This window comes from Jeotgalibacillus sp. ET6 (assembly GCF_029667115.1).
In the GTDB taxonomy this organism is placed as follows: Bacteria; Bacillota; Bacilli; order Bacillales; family Jeotgalibacillaceae; genus Jeotgalibacillus.
In genome coordinates, this window is the sequence record NZ_JARUIU010000002.1 from 666,962 (window position 1) to 683,139 (window position 16,178).

The window sequence follows — 16,178 nt, forward strand, 5'->3', positions numbered from 1 at the left end:
GAGGGGAATTATGGTGAAAAAAGTATTTATTACTCGAAACATTGATGAAGAAGTGATTCAGACGCTGGCCACACATTTTCAAGTGGAGGTTTGGCACTCCGAGCATCATGCCTGCCCGCGGGAAGAATTAATGAAGCAGGCCGCAGACAGCCACGCTCTGTTAACCATGCTGTCAGACCAGGTGGATCAAGAGCTGCTTGACCACGCTCCACAGCTTGAAATCGTGGCGAATCTCGCAGTGGGCTATGACAATATTGACGTGAAGGCAGCGGCTGAAAAAGGGATCACCATCACAAATACACCGGATGTGCTTACGGATACGACTGCTGATCTTGCTTTTTCCCTCCTCATGGCTTCAGCAAGAAGAATCGTGGAAGCAGCGGATTACGTGAAGCAGGGCAGCTGGCAGTCCTGGTCGCCTTATTTGCTTGCAGGAAGTGACATTCACCATAAGACAATCGGAATCATAGGCATGGGCAAAATTGGCGAAGCAGTGGCCAAAAGAGCCAGAGGCTTTGATATGACGATTTTGTATCATAACCGATCCAGAAACCATGAAGCAGAACAAAATCTTCAGGCACTTTACCGCACGCTGGATGAGCTGCTGCAGGAGTCTGATTTTGTTGTTTGTCTTGCGCCTCTAACCGAAGAAACAAAAGGGATGATTGGGGCAGAGCAATTTGCTCTCATGAAGGAGACAGCTTATTTTATTAATGCTGGCAGAGGACCTGTTGCAGATGAAAAAGCATTAATACACGCACTTCAGGAGAAAGAACTTGCAGGAGCAGGATTGGATGTATTTGAAAAGGAACCGATCGATTCCTCTCATCCTCTTTTATCCATGAAAAACGTGATCGCTGTCCCGCATATCGGCAGCTCTTCCTTTGAAACAAGAAAAATCATGATGGAGCTTTGTGCAGACAATATCACCCATGTCCTGACGGGGAATGACCCTTTGACAAAGGTGCATTAAAGCGGTGAAAAACATATATAAGCCGACTTAAAGCCCCCCGCATCAGCGCGAGGGGCTTTAAGTGTATAAGAAGTGGAATAAGTGCCACTTGCATTATATGCAGTTTACATTAAAATACCTGCTCTACCTCAACGACGCCGGGAACTTCTTCAAGCAGTGCGCGTTCAATTCCTGCTTTAAGAGTAATCGTCGAACTTGGGCATGTGCCGCAAGCACCAAGAAGTCTGAGTTTCACAATTCCGTCTTCTACGTCTACCAATTCACAGTCTCCGCCATCTCGAAGAAGGAATGGACGAAGCTTATCAAGAACTTCCTGAACCGAATCTTTCATTTCAACTTCTGTCATTCGAATCGACTCCTTTCCTACCTTCTATTATAATAAGGATGAAGAAAAAAATCCATCCAGATTGATTCATTTGTTTAAAATTGAAAGGAAGTGTCTGCATGTTAGTTAAACCTGTTACCGTAACAGTCTATGGCGCCGAAACAATTTGTCCAAGCTGCGTAGGAGCTCCGTCTTCAAAAGAAACATACGAATGGCTTGAGGCCGCGCTTGGACGTAAATTTCCAAATCAGTCCTTCACAATGGAATATGTGGATATAAATCAAAAGCATGAGGATGAGAAGAAAACAGCATTCATTGAACGAATGGAAGAAGAGGATTTATTTTATCCTGTGGTACTGATCGAGGACCGTATTGTAGGAGAAGGCAATCCAAGGCTGAAAACGGTCTTTGGTGAATTTGAAAAGTACGGCTATAAAGCAGAGGCGTAAAACTTTCTAAGAATGTTTAAACATACACAGCATATTATGTTGAGATCGTCTATTTTTCAATAAGAAAAGGTGATGACTCAAATGAATGTGTTTAAAAAAACGTGCAAAATCTTTTTTCTATCCAATCTTGCCGTCGTCGCCACTTTAATCCTGCTGCCAGCCATCATTGTTACAGGAGAGGCCGAACTGCTTACTCAATTTATTCATTACATTTCCAAAGAATAAAAAGATCAGAAGAACAATCGGTATCATGATTGTTCTTTTTTGTTTGTCTTTTTCTGTAAAGCACATTTACTAAAATACGGTAAATAAAAAGGAAAATGTTTTTAGTTATAAAAAGGGAACGTTTGTTCTATAATAGAATAAAGGGGGTATTAAGATGAAAAAGCATCATTTTATAAGGGCAATGGAGCAAGACCTTGTTGTTGAAATGATTTATCTTTCAGACCGTAATGAGATCAGCCATAGAAAAATAAAAATTCTCCAGCTGAATGAGTATTCTATGGTCGCTTATTGCTACCTCAGAAAAACCCGCCGGACGTTTTCGTACAGAAATATTCTCTCTTCAGTTCCTCTGCTTGGCACGCGGGAGAGAGTGGTATGATTTTATTTTTTGCCAGTTTTACTCTCCGATTTAAAACAATCAATTTGCAGAGTAATGACAATAATTTCATCCCGAAGTGGAGACAAAACTAAAAAAAGATTAAAAAGCGAGGTAGTATTCATAAATAGTAATAGGAGATCGGAGCGGAAGGCGACAACTCCAACCGTCCCTTCGGAAAATGTCCACCTTAAGCAAAGTGAACAGGTCAGCAAGCCTGAGACATTTATGTCCCAGGCTCTTAGATATAGAGCATTTTTACTAATAAAAAACACGCTCAACTAAATGAGCGTGATGATATTAGCCATTATGGTATTTATACATCCACAGAACGCCTGATTTCATGAGCCGGGCAATTCTTCCTGTGATTGTGCGGTCGCCAAGATAGGCGAAGCCGTGTTTTTTGCCGAGGGAGCCCATAAACCCTTTTAAACTGATTTTTGGCATCTCAGCAGGAAGCTGTTCCCCTTTCCAGCGCATGAGCAGGACTTTGACAATCTGTTCTGCCTGCTCCTCAGCAAGCTGGGCGCTTGGCGCGAAAGGAAGGCTTGCGCAATCACCAACTACGTACACATTTTCATCCTTAGGGAGATTATGATATTGAGTCAGTACAATTCGGTTTGAAGCATCTTTTTCAGTCGGAATGCTCCGTACGACTTCTACAGGCTGGATACCTGCTGTCCAGACACAGACATCAACAGGGATCGTTTCTTCATGGTTAAAAAGCTTATTCGGTTCAACTTTAGTAATATTGGAGTTGCTGACAATTTCTACATTATTGGCATCAAACCATTTTTGAACATAATTGCTTAATCGAACAGGGAAAGCAGGGAGAATGCGTTCGCCCCGATCAAAAAGCTTAATTGAGAGATCACTTCTGCTTTCTCTTAATTCACTTGCAAGCTCAATACCGCTCAGCCCAGCGCCGACTACTCCGACTACAGAACCGGAAGGAAGATTCGACAGCTTCTCATAGGTCGCTCTTGCCTTGGAAATGGATTGAATACTGTGAGTATATTCATCTGCTCCAGGCACATTATGATATTTATCTTCGCATCCAAGCCCGATGACTAAATCATCATAATCGACAAAAGACCCATCCTCTAATAAAACATGCTTTTTCTTCGTATCTATTTTTGTCACATTGCCGTATTTCATTTTGAGCCTTTCATGTTCAGGAAAAGATACACGAACTTCCTGGTCGGAAATCGTTCCGGAGGCTAAGGCATAATATTCAGTTTTTAAACAGTGATAAGGCGTACGATCAATTAAGGTGATTTCCATATCATTTGGCAACTGGTTAGGCAGTAAACGCAGAAGCACCCTCATATTGCCGTATCCGCCGCCAAGCAGAACTAACTGTTTCATAGTAACCCTCTCTTTGCAATCAGCATTTGTCAGCGTAAGCACTTTCAATATGATGCTTATTCGCTTAATTAACGTGTACATAACGTTTGTATTTATAAAAAAAGTATAGCGGAATAAGGTCGATTGTACAATAATAATAAGAGAATTCCTTCACAAACTTTGTAAAGAGTGTTCATACGGGCTTCAATTCAAATGATTGACGGTTTAACTGAAAAAAGGTAGCATGAATAGGTAGTGTGAGGTGAGACAATGAAACCAATTATAGAATTTTGCATAAGCAATTTAGCAAGCGGCTCACAGGAGGCCCTCGAAGAACTAGAACGGGATCCCAATCTGGATGTCATAGAATACGGCTGTCTTGGTTACTGCGGAAAATGTGCAGCGTCTCATTTTGCCCTGGTAAATGGAGATGTTGTTGAAGCGGATACACCTAAAGCGCTTGTTGAGGAAATTTATGTGTATTTAGAAGAAAATCCTATGTTTTAATAAATATGCTTTCCAATGGTAAAAGCACTCTGCAAATCAGACAGGCTGAAAAGTCTGTTTGCAGAGTGCTTTTTTTCATGACGTAAAAGGTTGAATACTTTGACTGTTTTTTTCTGCCCGATACGTCTGCCAGCGTTCTTTAGCAAGCTTGACGATTCTTGGTTCAGTGGCTGCATTTTGCTGTTCAATCAGCTTAGAAAATAGGGTGGTTGCTTCCTGCTCTTCACTTAATTGAAGGGAAAGATCAGCAGCAAGATAAAGGAGACGTTCTACAGACATTTTGGTGCCTGTATAATCTCCGATTGAATAGGATTCCTTGTAGGAATGGAGTGCAAGGCGCTGAAATCTTTTTTGCTGGTCATTGCTTTGAATGGTTGAATAAAGCCAAGAGAGCCGCAAATACAGACCTGCGATTATAACCTGCTTTTCATTCTTTAATAGTGCGCAAAAAATGGCAAGCTTAAAGGACGCTATCGCTTGACCATGCTGCCGGACACCCGAAAAGTCCTGTGGCTTCCAATTGCTATTGAGAGCATCCTGAATTCTTTGTTTAGTATTTGGAGGGAAATAAGGAGAGAAATCTTCCGTAAAGGAGTATCCGCAAGAAAAGCAGACGTGCACGTGGTAAAGGTTTGGATCCAGTTCTGCATTTTGATAAATCGGACGCAGATCGCTTTGATGCCCTTCTATTTTTAGAAAGCGGGACCGGGTCTTAGAAGATGAGAATTTGTGGTTACACAAGGGGCATGTGATTGATTTCGTATAGATTGGAGAAACTTCCATTTTTCCACCGCCTTCATTGGATAGTGCTATATACTTGCTATTTTATCATTTAATGGGTCTAAAGGTATGTTTTTTATAAAATTTTTTAAAAGAGCAGGCAGGAAGAAAAAATCCAAATGGTTGAGACAAATGGATAAAAAAGCTATACTACGTATACGAAGGAATTTACGGAGGTGCTACGATGGAACAAGTAATCAAAATGTCCGAAGCTGCAGCGCTTCAGGTGAAAGATATGATGAAAGAAGCCGAGGAAGAAAATGCCTATCTTCGAGTAGCGGTTAAAGGCGGAGGCTGCAGCGGTCTTTCCTATGGGATGGGCTTTGAGCACGAAGTGGATGCGGAAGATCGAGAAGAGCTGCATCATGGCATCCGCGTGCTGGTGAAAACAGAAGACGCAGACATCTTAAGAGGAACTGAAATTGACTATAAACAATCGTTAATGGGCGGCGGATTTACGATTGAAAATCCGAACGCCATTGCATCATGTGGCTGTGGTTCATCATTTACTACTGCTACAAAAAAAGGAACACCTGAAAATTGCTAATATACTTCAAAATCCTTTGACGAATTAAATTCGTTGAAGGATTTTTTTAGATGTATACCTTGTAATGCAAGATAATAAAAGCTATACTATTTTTATATCTTGCATTACAAGGTATATAAGAATGATGATAACTCTTGTATTACAAGGTAAAAGGAGCTGAATGTATGGCTGATCAGACACAAATGCTAAAAGGGATTTTAGATGGCTGTCTCTTAGCTATCATAAAAGAAGGAGAAATATACGGATATGAACTCGCTGCTAAGCTTGAATCGTATGGATTTACTTCATTCAGTGAAGGAACGATTTATCCATTATTGCTCCGAATGCAGAAGGAAAAGCTTGTTGCTACAACACTTAGAAAGTCAACTGCAGGTCCAAAGAGGAAATATTACTCATTAACTGAGAAAGGGGAGCAAGAGCTGCTACTTTTTCATCAGAGGTGGAATCAATTAAACAAGACAGTAAACAAGGTATTAAAAAAAGAGGAGATGTGAATTGGGATGCTGTCAAAACAATCAGAAAAATTTATTTTAGAGCTCCGAATGTATTTAATTTCAAAAGGCAAGAAGGATCAGGAGATTGACGAAATCACAGAAGAACTTGAAATTCATTTAACGAGAGCAGAGGAGCAGGGAAAGGATATCGCTAACATAGTCGGCAAAAGCCCCAGGAAGTACATGAAAAGTCTTTCTAACGAAATGAAAACAGATCGAAAACAGATGGCCGTATTGATTCCAATGATGATACTGCTGATTGCAGCTTACTTCAGCTTTGGTCCTGCCATTGAAGGGACGTTTGCCCTGTCCAGTATTATTCTGTGGTTTGCTTTAGGCGGAGCAGCTATTGGCGTATTTGTCTACGGGTTAGTGATGTGCAGAGTCCTGCCTTCATTATATAAGTCCTTTTGGGGAATGGTGTTGATTTTCGGCGCAAATATTTTTGTTACCGGCATATTCGTGATGTTGTTATTATGGATGAAAAGTCACTCAGCCCAACCTTTCTTTGTTGCAACCCCGCTCCAAAACACGATTATTATTGCAATTTGCCTTGCTCTGTTTATCGCATCTGCCATCTATACGAAAACATGGATCACGATCTTTGTTCCTGCTTTTATCGGTCTGCAGGCTGTTTCGTTTCGATATTTTTCGGATGAAATCAATAGCAATCCCAATGTTTTTATAATCGGGATTATCGTTCTTACATTGATCGTAGGCTCTGGTATGATTTTTCTTTATAAAAGAAAAATAAAGGTGCAAAATTGATTGACTTACCAGTCAGGATGTCCTTATAAAATATCTAGGGCCCTGACTATTTGTCCATAGGTTGCGAAGAATATAAAAGTATGTTTTAATAAAATAATAATCAAATCGTAATCATTACGATTTTGAATAAAGGAGGATTTACTTTGAAGAAAAATCAGCATCCTGATTATCAAAAAGTTGTGTTTATAGATACAAACAGCGGGTTTTCATTTTTAACCGGTTCTACAAAGAAGTCTCAAGAGACAATTGAGTGGAAGGACGGAAATACGTACCCACTTTTAAAGGTGGAAGTAAGTTCAGACACGCATCCCTTTTATACAGGCAAACAAAAGTTTGCGGATAAAGGCGGAAGAGTGGAACGATTTAATAAAAAGTATAATAGAAAATAAATGTTTATGGAGTCTGGGACAAACGTGTCTCAGACTTTTTTTATGGTTCTCGTTGCTTACGGTTGACGCTTTCCTCCGAGGAGGGGGGTGCTTAAGCATACCTTTAAGGAGAATATAAAAAAAACCAGGGCTGAAAAAATTCAGCTCTGGTTTTTATTTAGGAAATTACAATTTTTCAAGTGCCGGAACAATATCACTTTCGTCACTGTTTTCAATTTCGATTGACTTATTTTTCAATCCATTTATCAATAGAGATTCTACCAGAACAGTGGCGACATCCTCACGCGTGATCGTGCCTTTTTTGTTGGCAAGACTTTTGCTTGCTGTAATTTTTCCTTTAGCAGGTTCATCTTCCAGCCCAACAGGACGGATAATAGTATAATCCAGTCCGCTCTGTTTTAAATGTTCATCTGCGTTGTGTTTGGCCTGCAGGTAGTGATGGAATGTTTCGTTATCTGATGCAACAGATGGGTCATCGGCTCCTATAGAGCTTAGCATAATGAAACGCTCGACGCCTTTTTCTTTGGCATAATCGACCGCTTTTTTCGCTCCCTCTTCATCGACTGCAGTTGTTTTTTCTGCACCTGTATCAGGACCTGAACCAGCAGCAAAGATCACTGCGTTTACATCTTCAAGCGCATAGTCAAATTCACTTTCAAGATCAGCGATAATTGGTCTCGCGCCAAGCTCTTCCATTTTAGGCGCCTGCTCTGTTTTGCGGATCATGGCTTTAACTAAATGCTGCTCACTCTTCGCAAGCTTTTCCACTACCATTGAACCTGTAGTTCCGTTTGCTCCAATTACTAATACGTGCATAAGACATCACCTTTCAAATTAAATATATTTAGTTTATATTTACCCGTCAGGTGATGACCTAAACGCAGGATCATTCAAACATCGATGTACTGTGCATTGGCTGCACACGGGCTTTTGGATCAATGGATGCTTTTGCGTTATTTACGGCCGTAGGTGCTTCTCCAAAACCGGATGCAATCAATTTTACTTTGCCGTCATAGGTGCAGATATCACCCGCTGCGTAGATCCCAGGTATATTCGTTTCCATACGGGAGTTAACCACAATGGAATTTTTCTCTATTTCTAGACTCCAGTTTTTAATAGGGCCTAATGACGAAATAAAGCCGTAATTTACTAAAAGATCATCTAAATCTACCGTAATGGTTTCTTCTTCGCGTCCTTTTTGAAGCGTGAGAGACTTGATTTGATCTTCAAGCGTTTCAAAGCCAACAGGGGTATATGGAGTCATAATATTCACGCTGGAATTCATCAGCTGTTCAACACTGTGTTCGTGTGCACGGAATTTATCTCTTCTGTGGACAAGAGTGACAGAGGCTGCAATCGGTTCAAGCATAAGGGCCCAGTCTACCGCTGAGTCGCCGCCGCCGCAAAGCACTACATTGCGTCCTGTGAATTCTTCCAGATTTGGGACAAAATAATGAAGGTTTTTGCCTTCAAAATCCGTTAATCCGTCCAGATCCAGTTTTCTTGGCTGGAATGCACCATTTCCTGCTGTAATAATAATCGTGCGGGTATGATGGATTTCGTCGTTTGTTGTTAAAGTAAATGTTCCGTCTTCCAATTTTTCTACATTGACGACTTCCTGGTTTAAGCAGACAGTTGTCTCAAAACGCGACATCTGCTCTTCAAGATTATCGACGAGCTCCTGTGCGCGTACTTTTGGAAACCCTGCAACATCATAAATATATTTATCCGGATATAAAGTGGACAGCTGTCCGCCCAGCTGAGGCAGGCTTTCAATTATTTTCACACTGGCCTGGCGCATTCCGCCATAAAAAGCTGTAAACAGCCCGACCGGACCGCCGCCAATTACGGTAATGTCGTAGATCTTTGTATCTTCTTTCATTCTTAATCCCTCCATATAAATGAAACCATCCCTTTTAAAAGGCGATTTCTTGCCTATAATAAACTTTTACACCTTACGTATTTTATCATACTCTTTTTTTAAAGCCCACTTTCCTGCTGTACTTTAGATAAAATCAATAGGCATCTGTAGCAAGACTATCTAAGTATTCTGATTTCCATCATAAACCTTGAAAACTTGACAAAAAAGGGCTATGATTGGGTAAGATACTATGCAGATCATAGAAACACGAGAGAGGTTTGCTATTTTCTTTCGTGAATATTATCACAAACTATTTAAATATGGGCTTCGCGATGGCGCCTTAACCACCATCGCAATACAATGTAAAGGTGAAGTGATCCGAGTGAAGAGACCTACAGTAGTTGTCCTGGGAGCAGGATATGGAGGATTATCCGTTATTACTAAGCTTCAAAAAATGGTCAGTGCAGATAATGCAGATATTATTTTAGTTAATAAAAATGATTACCATTATGAAACAACCTGGCTGCACGAAGCATCAGCAGGAACGATGCACCATGATAAAGTAAGATATGACATTGGCGGTGTTTTGGATAAAGGGAAAGTAAACTTTATCAAAGCAAGTGTTGAAAACATTGATACTGCTGCACAAAAAGTCATTACCGACAAATCCGAAATTGCCTATGATTATTTAGTAGTAGGACTAGGATTTGAAGGCGAAACGTTTGGCATTCCCGGTTTAAAAGAACATGCATTCTCCATTGCCAATATTAAAGCAGCGCGTCAAATTCGCGAACATATTGAATATCAATTTGCGACTTACAGCATGGAAGAAGTAAAGGATCCTTCCCGTTTAACAATTGTTGTCGGAGGAGCCGGATTTACAGGAATCGAGTTCCTGGGCGAGCTTGGGGAACGTGTTCCTGAACTATGTGCTGAATACGATATTGATCCGCAAGCCGTTCGGATTTTATGTGTAGAAGCAGCTCCAATGGTATTGCCTGGATTTGATAAAGAGCTTGTTGATTACGCTGTTTCTCATCTTGAAAGCAAAGGCATTGAGTTTTCGATTGGAACGCCTGTTGTGGAAGCAACTCCTGAAGGTGTGAAAATCAAAAGAGATGAAGATCAGTTTGAAGAAATTAAATCTCATACAGTCGTTTGGGCTGCCGGCGTAAGAGGAAATCCAATCATTGAAAAAGCTGGATTTGAAAATATGAGAGCACGTATTAAAGTAGATCCTGATCTTCGTGCCCCTGGTCATAACAATGTATTTATCGTTGGGGACTGTGCACTGATGATCAACCCTGAAAATGACCGTCCATTCCCTCCTACTGCTCAGATCGCTATGCAGCAGGGAGCACATATCGCTCATAACATCACTGCCCTTCTTAAAGGGGAAGAGCTTGAGCCATTCGCTCCTGACTTAAAAGGAACAGTATGTTCTTTAGGCGGAAACGAAGCAATTGGCGAAGTGTTTGGCAGAAAGATTACAGGCAAACGTGCTGCGATCATGAAAAAAGTGATCGACAACCGTGCCCTTCTTATTCTTGGTGGACCAGGACTTGTATTTAAAAAAGGAAAATTAAATATTTTATAATAGTAAGAGCTGCTTTCGCGGCTCTTTTTTCTATAGTAAAATGCAAAAAACTTGTTCAGGTTCGGCCTTTTTGAAGTATGTTGCATATTATAAGCTGGACCGTGATGAATCAATCTATAAACTTTGACGGGGAGATTATAATGATATGAAAAAAAAGAGAGAAAATGTCTGGTTGGCTGTTGCAGGGCTGGTGTTGAATGAGAAGGGTGAATGGCTCGTCGTTAAAAAGAAGTACGGCGGCCTGAAAGGAGTCTGGTCGCTGCCTGCAGGGTTTGTGGAGGCAGGGGAGACTGCAGATCAGGCAGTTCAACGCGAAGTTTTAGAAGAAACAGGTGTGAAGGCAGAAGTTGGAGAAGTGATTGGATTAAGAAGTGGAGTCATAGGTGCTGAAATTAGCGATAATATGATCATCTTTTCTCTTGTATGCAGAAAGCAGATTCACTCGCTTCAAGCCCAGGAAGGGGAAATTGCAGAAGTTCAATGGATGTCACCTCATAAGCTTGAAAAAGACCCTCGTGTCTCTCAAATGATTCCTGCGATGATTCAGCATATGCGTTCGCAGGGCTTAAAAAGAAGCCCGCTGGTAAATCCAGGAGACCATTTTGACTATACCTCTTACCACCTCTTTTTAGGATGAGGGGATCCTCAAATGTGAACAAAAATCGAAATATCCTTACAGTTCTAAATTTTCTGATAATTAAAGAAAAAGAGAGAAAACCCCTATATGTATTCGCTTACATGGACTATTATTGCCTTTTTTGGCCCTTTTCACTTTATTATGGGGCGTGCTATAGTTACTCTCAACCACATCAGAGAGGGGATGCTCCTTATGAATAAAATAAAACGAAATTCAAATAAATCATGTGAATATTGCTCAGGGCAAGGCTACTTTCAATTAAGATTAGGCGGATCAGAAACATGCCCGTCATGTGGAGGAAATGGAAAGAAATAAAAACGCCTCACTCAACTATACACGTAAACCCGGTCCTGTTTAGGCTCCGGGTTTTTTATTTGGAAAAGTGTACATCACACATCAATGAAAATCTCCTTATAGAGCTAAATTCACCTCTGCAGGCAGGCTGCTGGCGTTTGTGACAACTGAATGAATTATCCTCAGGATTTATTGCACCTGCCCGTTAAATAAGGTAGACTGTTGAAGTGAATGTGGAGGTGTGTCGTTTGGGGACATTTGGAATCGCGCAATTATTAATCTCGATGCTTCTTTTTCTGGTGCTGTTTTTTGGCATCGGTTTTTTATTAAATATGCTTCTTCGCATGACCTGGATTATGGCTGTCATTTATCCAGTCATTACAATTTTAATTGTAGATGAGGTTCGCTTTATTCAATATTTCCGTGCTCCTGGTGAGTCCTTTACAGCATTGGGAAGCCGATTTTCTTCCTTAGCTTTAGCCGATATATTAATATTGTCTGCAGGTATGGCCGGTGCCATTATTGCAGGACTGGTAATGCGGTGGCTTCGTGCTAACGGTTATCGAATGTTTTAAAGCTCCCCCAAATGGCGGAGTTTTTTTATTTCTCCTAATAATATCGTTAGCTGTTTATCACTCTAAAAGCTCTTTATTAAATCGATGGATATGGGACAATCTTCATGAAAAGAGGATTACTAACCATCTATTTGGGTAAATACTAGTTTGAAAGGAGTGATACCAGATTGACGAAATCTAATCATTTTGCCTCGCACTTGGCAGCTATTTTTGCTGTAGCTATGGTTGTCCTCTTTATTCCTTCCAGTACAAAAGCTGAGGTGACGGAGTCGTATACAATCGAGCATCCTGATGAAGAGATGCAAAGTGTAGACGTTCTGACCAATTTGCTGCTTGAAGACAGGGATCTTATGCTTCAAGCAAAAACTATGGCTGAAAATGAATATACGCATAATTATATAGCCACGAGATTACTTTCAAGTGATCCTTCAGCCGTGCCTGATCATATTAAAAGCTATCCTTCAAAGGCGGTTACCGCTACAGGCTATACAGCCGGGGAGGAGTCGACTGGGAAAAATCCGGGCGATGACCTATACGGAATTACGTTTTCCGGTGTTGAGGTAGTAAGAGACACGTATTCTACCATTGCTGCAGATCCAGAAGTTTTTCCAATTGGTTCAATTTTATTTATCCCGGGCTATGGATACGGAGTAGTGGCTGATACAGGCAGTGCCATTAAAGGAAACATTATTGATTTGTACTACGATACTGTAGATGAAGTATTTAATGAATGGGGCAAACAGCAAGTAGACGTCTATGTCATTAAAGAAGGGGAGGGCACTTTTACGGAAAAAGAGCTTCTCTCATTAAACGAACCAAAATAAAAAACGAAGCACAGCGAGGGCTGTGCTTCGTTTTTTTATGATGTGAATAGTTTAGGCAGTGATATTGATTTATACTGCTGAGGATGCAGCAGGCGTCCAAGCTTCCAGATTCCTTCAATCAAACGGGGGGAGGGACGGCAGTAGAGGTCTTCCTCTAGAATATGTATCCTGTTTTCTTTCACTGCTTTCAGCTCCGTCCACTGAGGTCTCTTAAGAATGAGCTCCGGTTTTATTTTTTCTTTTCTGACACCGACCCATGCCAGGCAAATATGGTCAGGGCTGCGGTCATATACATCCTGCCAATCTGTTTGGATACTGGCAAGTTCAACGTCTTTAAACACATTCACACCGCCTGCTAGTAAACTGACTTCTGTCAGCCAATTTACAGCGCCTGGCGTAAAGACCGGTTTAGGCCACCATTCCCAGTATAAAGAAGGTCTGCTGGAAACAGATTGGGAAGCTTTATTGAATTCTTCCAAAATAGCAAGATAGTGTGAATGAACCTCTGAAGCCTTTTCTTCACAGCGGGCAGCTTTTCCAAGCGTCAGGAGATCCTGACCGATTTCCTCCAGGGTTTGAGGATTTAAAACGATATACGGAAGTTTTCTTTTTTCAAGCTCTTCTATATTCTTTTCCATACCGGGCACGCTTAACGAAGCCACGATCAGATCAGGTTCCAGCCCCTCCAACCGGTCTATATCGATTGATAAATCAGGTCCCAGTCTTGGCAAATGTTCAATGCTTTCAGGCCAGTCAGAAAAGTCATCCACACCAATTAAAGATGGTGCTAACCCGAGATAATGCAAAAGTTCTGTATTGCTGGGACACAGTGATGCAATTCTCAAATAAAACACCTGCCATTCATCGTCGTTATAGTGTTAATAAATAATGGATCAGCAATGTAAGAAGGATCCCGGTTAGTCCGCCAAAGAAAACTTCCACCGGCTTGTGACCTAAAAGCTCTTTAAGCTCTTTTCTTTTTTCTTCTTCATCTTTTTCCGTCCACCCTTTTGCTTCCGAAACAAATTTGTTAAAGTCCTTCAAAAGCTGATTAATGACTGCGGCCTGTTCGCCTGCCTGAAAACGCACACCTGTAGCATCAAACATGGTGATAATCGCAAAAACCGTAGCCAATGCAAATACCGGGGATGAAAGTCCGGATTCGAGTGCGATCGCTGTGGCGAGAGCAGTTACCGCAGCTGAGTGAGAACTGGGCATGCCGCCAGTTGAAGTTACGAGGGACCAGTCCACTTTTCTAGTGGCAATGAATTGAATCGGTACTTTTACAACCTGAGCAAATAATATGGCAAACAGTGATGCCCAAAGCGGAAAATTCGTAAATAGTTCCATGAAATGACTGCACCCTCTCTACTGCAAATACTCAATCTGTTTGGGCTATTATATCATATTTTATATGGTTATTCGTGAATGCGCGGTCCGTAAATCGAAATCGAATGCACTTTTAGGTATAATAAAAAGTGGAGGTGTTTTGAAATGAAATGGTCCGTACATAACGAAAACCCGCTTGAATCTTCACACGATTACTTAGTTGTAGGGTTATGGAACAAATCTTCACAATTTGAAGGCATTTTAGAAGAGCTGAACAAGGAGCTCAATGGAGAATTAACCGCGCTTGTTAAGGAAGGAGATCTTTCAACAAAAGCCAAAACGATTACAAAATTGCCGATGCTCGGAAAAAGCAATGCAAAACGCATTATTTTTGTAGGACTTGGAAACCAGAAGGAGCTGACGATAGACGGATTGCGTGAGAGCTTTGGTGCGCTGGGAAAAGTATTGAAAAACAGCAGAGTCTCAAGCGTTTCTGTTGCCATAGACAGCTTCCTGTCTATGGCAATCGAACCATCTGATGCAGGACAGGCATTAACAGAAGGCATTACTTTATCCAGCTATGAATTTGAAGGATACCGTAAAAAGCCTAATTTGCCGGAAGTGACGCTTGAAGCCATTTCCGTCTGGACCCATACAGACGAACAGGAAATGACGGCTGCCCTGGAAGTAGGGTTTGTATTGGGGGAAGGAACAAACTCTGCGCGCACATTGGTCAACATGCCTGCTAATATGCTGACTGCTTCCAAGATGGCAGACTATGCAGTTGAATTAGCTGAGAAATATGGCTTTGAAAGTGAGATTCTTGGCAAAGAAGAAATGGAATCAATGGGAATGGGCGCTTTGCTTGCAGTAAACCAGGGATCAGCAGAACCGCCTAGAATGATCGTGCTTAAGCACAAAGGAAGAGACGAATGGACAGATGTACTGGGCCTTGTTGGAAAAGGCATTACATTTGATACTGGGGGCTATTCCATTAAGCCAAAAGATGGCATAGTCGGAATGAAAGCAGATATGGGTGGAGCCGCAGCTGTTCTTGGCGCAATGGAAGTGATTGGCCGTCTTCAGCCTGAGCAAAATGTTGTCGCAGTGATTCCGGCTACAGATAATATGGTCAGTTCAAAGGCCTTTAAACCTGATGACGTTATTACTTCTTTAAGCGGCAAAACCATTGAAATTTTAAATACAGACGCTGAAGGACGTCTTGCTCTTGCGGATGGAGTAACCTACGCGAAGCAGCACGGCGCCAACTATATTGTGGACGTTGCTACACTGACAGGCGGTGTAATCGTAGCACTCGGACTGGATAAGACAGGTGCACTTACGAACAACGAAGAATTGTTTGAGCAGGTGCTTGAAGCATCAGCTGAAGCAGGCGAATTTATCTGGCAGCTGCCATATACGGAAGGCGATAAAAATCGTGTTCGCAAATCACCTGTAGCAGACCTTAATAACTCGCCGGGCAGAGACGGCCACGCTCTTTTTGCCGGGGCATTTATTGGAGAGTTTGCAGAGGGTACACCATGGGTTCACCTTGATATCGCAGGAACGGCGACCACAAAATCTGCTCATCACCTTGGACCAGCAGGCGCAACAGGAGCCATGACCCGTACACTGGCTCTCCTGATCGAACAATTTTCTCTTAAGCATAAATAAAAAGGTTGAATGAAAAAGGCTCCCGTTGTGGAGCCTTTTTCACATTACCGCACAAAAGGGGACAGGCCCATTTTTGTGCGGTAATGTGAAGAAACATTCCGACTTTTTGCCCTTTCGTTGACACAGGGAGAGGGGTTTGATAATGTATGGGAGGGTTTAACACGTTACTTGTTTAGTATACTAAAGAGTTAATTTATAGATCGAGAG

At 41.5% G+C, this 16,178-nt stretch carries 22 protein-coding genes; 15 read left to right on the forward strand and 7 right to left on the reverse strand.

Features of this window, described 5'->3' with window-relative positions:
• The first annotated feature begins 10 nt into the window (after nucleotides 1-10).
• Nucleotides 11-973, forward strand: a complete 963-nt coding sequence (locus tag P6709_RS08420) for a 2-hydroxyacid dehydrogenase (RefSeq protein WP_278240449.1) — start codon at nucleotides 11-13, stop codon at nucleotides 971-973.
• 109 nt (nucleotides 974-1,082) lie between these two features.
• On the opposite strand, the gene P6709_RS08425 is transcribed toward P6709_RS08420, so the two are convergent.
• Entirely contained in the window at nucleotides 1,083-1,319 is a 237-nt protein-coding gene (locus P6709_RS08425) for a NifU family protein (RefSeq protein WP_039810717.1), read from the reverse strand.
• Nucleotides 1,320-1,417: 98 nt separating this feature from the next.
• Here P6709_RS08425 and P6709_RS08430 point away from each other — a divergent pair, with 98 nt between their 5' ends.
• From P6709_RS08430 to P6709_RS08440, 3 genes are all read left to right on the forward strand, one after another.
• Nucleotides 1,418-1,747 carry a YuzD family protein gene (locus tag P6709_RS08430; RefSeq protein ID WP_278240450.1) on the forward strand — a complete coding sequence of 110 codons (330 nt, stop codon included), beginning with the start codon at nucleotides 1,418-1,420 and terminating at the stop codon, nucleotides 1,745-1,747.
• A gap of 81 nt (nucleotides 1,748-1,828) precedes the next feature.
• On the forward strand, nucleotides 1,829-1,972 hold the full coding sequence (locus tag P6709_RS08435; protein WP_278240451.1) for a hypothetical protein: 144 nt from the start codon (nucleotides 1,829-1,831) through the stop codon (nucleotides 1,970-1,972).
• 154 nt (nucleotides 1,973-2,126) lie between these two features.
• Nucleotides 2,127-2,351, forward strand: a complete 225-nt coding sequence (locus P6709_RS08440; protein WP_278240452.1) for a transcriptional regulator — start codon at nucleotides 2,127-2,129, stop codon at nucleotides 2,349-2,351.
• A gap of 297 nt (nucleotides 2,352-2,648) precedes the next feature.
• Here the strand turns inward: P6709_RS08440 and P6709_RS08445 are convergent, their stop codons facing one another.
• Nucleotides 2,649-3,716 (reverse strand): NAD(P)/FAD-dependent oxidoreductase, encoded by a 1,068-nt coding sequence (locus P6709_RS08445; protein ID WP_278240453.1) that lies wholly within the window; start codon nucleotides 3,714-3,716, stop codon nucleotides 2,649-2,651.
• A 249-nt stretch (nucleotides 3,717-3,965) separates the two neighbouring features.
• On the opposite strand from P6709_RS08445, the gene P6709_RS08450 reads away from it, so the two are divergent.
• A complete protein-coding gene (locus tag P6709_RS08450; protein WP_278240454.1) occupies nucleotides 3,966-4,202 on the forward strand; it encodes a YuzB family protein in 237 nt (78 codons plus the stop codon).
• A gap of 75 nt (nucleotides 4,203-4,277) precedes the next feature.
• On the opposite strand, the gene P6709_RS08455 is transcribed toward P6709_RS08450, so the two are convergent.
• Nucleotides 4,278-4,985: a DUF2225 domain-containing protein gene (locus tag P6709_RS08455; RefSeq protein WP_278240455.1), complete on the reverse strand. Its 708-nt coding sequence runs from the start codon at nucleotides 4,983-4,985 to the stop codon at nucleotides 4,278-4,280.
• A 181-nt stretch (nucleotides 4,986-5,166) separates the two neighbouring features.
• On the opposite strand from P6709_RS08455, the gene P6709_RS08460 reads away from it, so the two are divergent.
• From P6709_RS08460 to P6709_RS08475, 4 genes are all read left to right on the forward strand, one after another.
• Nucleotides 5,167-5,529: a HesB/IscA family protein gene (locus P6709_RS08460; RefSeq protein ID WP_278240456.1), complete on the forward strand. Its 363-nt coding sequence runs from the start codon at nucleotides 5,167-5,169 to the stop codon at nucleotides 5,527-5,529.
• Between the two features lie 164 nt (nucleotides 5,530-5,693).
• Nucleotides 5,694-6,023 (forward strand): PadR family transcriptional regulator, encoded by a 330-nt coding sequence (locus tag P6709_RS08465; RefSeq protein ID WP_278240457.1) that lies wholly within the window; start codon nucleotides 5,694-5,696, stop codon nucleotides 6,021-6,023.
• Between the two features lie 6 nt (nucleotides 6,024-6,029).
• On the forward strand, nucleotides 6,030-6,791 hold the full coding sequence (locus tag P6709_RS08470; RefSeq protein WP_278240458.1) for a hypothetical protein: 762 nt from the start codon (nucleotides 6,030-6,032) through the stop codon (nucleotides 6,789-6,791).
• A 143-nt stretch (nucleotides 6,792-6,934) separates the two neighbouring features.
• On the forward strand, nucleotides 6,935-7,180 hold the full coding sequence (locus P6709_RS08475; RefSeq protein WP_278240459.1) for a type B 50S ribosomal protein L31: 246 nt from the start codon (nucleotides 6,935-6,937) through the stop codon (nucleotides 7,178-7,180).
• 165 nt (nucleotides 7,181-7,345) lie between these two features.
• Here P6709_RS08475 and P6709_RS08480 read toward each other — a convergent pair whose 3' ends face one another.
• Both P6709_RS08480 and P6709_RS08485 read right to left on the reverse strand, forming a co-directional pair.
• A complete protein-coding gene (locus P6709_RS08480; protein ID WP_278240460.1) occupies nucleotides 7,346-7,996 on the reverse strand; it encodes an SDR family oxidoreductase in 651 nt (216 codons plus the stop codon).
• A 70-nt stretch (nucleotides 7,997-8,066) separates the two neighbouring features.
• Complete coding sequence (locus P6709_RS08485) at nucleotides 8,067-9,062, reverse strand: NAD(P)/FAD-dependent oxidoreductase (protein ID WP_278240461.1); 996 nt, start codon at nucleotides 9,060-9,062, stop codon at nucleotides 8,067-8,069.
• 361 nt (nucleotides 9,063-9,423) lie between these two features.
• On the opposite strand from P6709_RS08485, the gene P6709_RS08490 reads away from it, so the two are divergent.
• The 5 genes from P6709_RS08490 (at nucleotide 9,424) to P6709_RS08510 (ending at nucleotide 12,968) form a co-directional block, all read left to right on the forward strand.
• A complete protein-coding gene (locus tag P6709_RS08490; protein WP_278240537.1) occupies nucleotides 9,424-10,638 on the forward strand; it encodes an NAD(P)/FAD-dependent oxidoreductase in 1,215 nt (404 codons plus the stop codon).
• Nucleotides 10,639-10,783: 145 nt separating this feature from the next.
• Nucleotides 10,784-11,275: an NUDIX domain-containing protein gene (locus P6709_RS08495; RefSeq protein ID WP_278240462.1), complete on the forward strand. Its 492-nt coding sequence runs from the start codon at nucleotides 10,784-10,786 to the stop codon at nucleotides 11,273-11,275.
• A 192-nt stretch (nucleotides 11,276-11,467) separates the two neighbouring features.
• On the forward strand, nucleotides 11,468-11,590 hold the full coding sequence (locus tag P6709_RS08500) for a YuiA family protein (RefSeq protein WP_278240463.1): 123 nt from the start codon (nucleotides 11,468-11,470) through the stop codon (nucleotides 11,588-11,590).
• A gap of 227 nt (nucleotides 11,591-11,817) precedes the next feature.
• The gene (locus P6709_RS08505; protein WP_278240464.1) at nucleotides 11,818-12,144 is read left to right on the forward strand and encodes a YuiB family protein; all 327 of its coding nucleotides are present in this window, start codon (nucleotides 11,818-11,820) and stop codon (nucleotides 12,142-12,144) included.
• Nucleotides 12,145-12,311: 167 nt separating this feature from the next.
• Nucleotides 12,312-12,968, forward strand: coding sequence for a 3D domain-containing protein (locus P6709_RS08510; RefSeq protein ID WP_278240465.1), 657 nt, complete (start codon nucleotides 12,312-12,314; stop codon nucleotides 12,966-12,968).
• 35 nt (nucleotides 12,969-13,003) lie between these two features.
• Here the strand turns inward: P6709_RS08510 and P6709_RS08515 are convergent, their stop codons facing one another.
• Both P6709_RS08515 and P6709_RS08520 read right to left on the reverse strand, forming a co-directional pair.
• A complete protein-coding gene (locus tag P6709_RS08515; RefSeq protein WP_278240466.1) occupies nucleotides 13,004-13,813 on the reverse strand; it encodes a cobalamin-binding protein in 810 nt (269 codons plus the stop codon).
• A 25-nt stretch (nucleotides 13,814-13,838) separates the two neighbouring features.
• Entirely contained in the window at nucleotides 13,839-14,318 is a 480-nt protein-coding gene (locus P6709_RS08520; RefSeq protein ID WP_278240467.1) for a divergent PAP2 family protein, read from the reverse strand.
• A 144-nt stretch (nucleotides 14,319-14,462) separates the two neighbouring features.
• Here P6709_RS08520 and P6709_RS08525 point away from each other — a divergent pair, with 144 nt between their 5' ends.
• Nucleotides 14,463-15,971, forward strand: a complete 1,509-nt coding sequence (locus P6709_RS08525) for a leucyl aminopeptidase (protein ID WP_278240468.1) — start codon at nucleotides 14,463-14,465, stop codon at nucleotides 15,969-15,971.
• Nucleotides 15,972-16,178 lie beyond the last annotated feature (207 nt).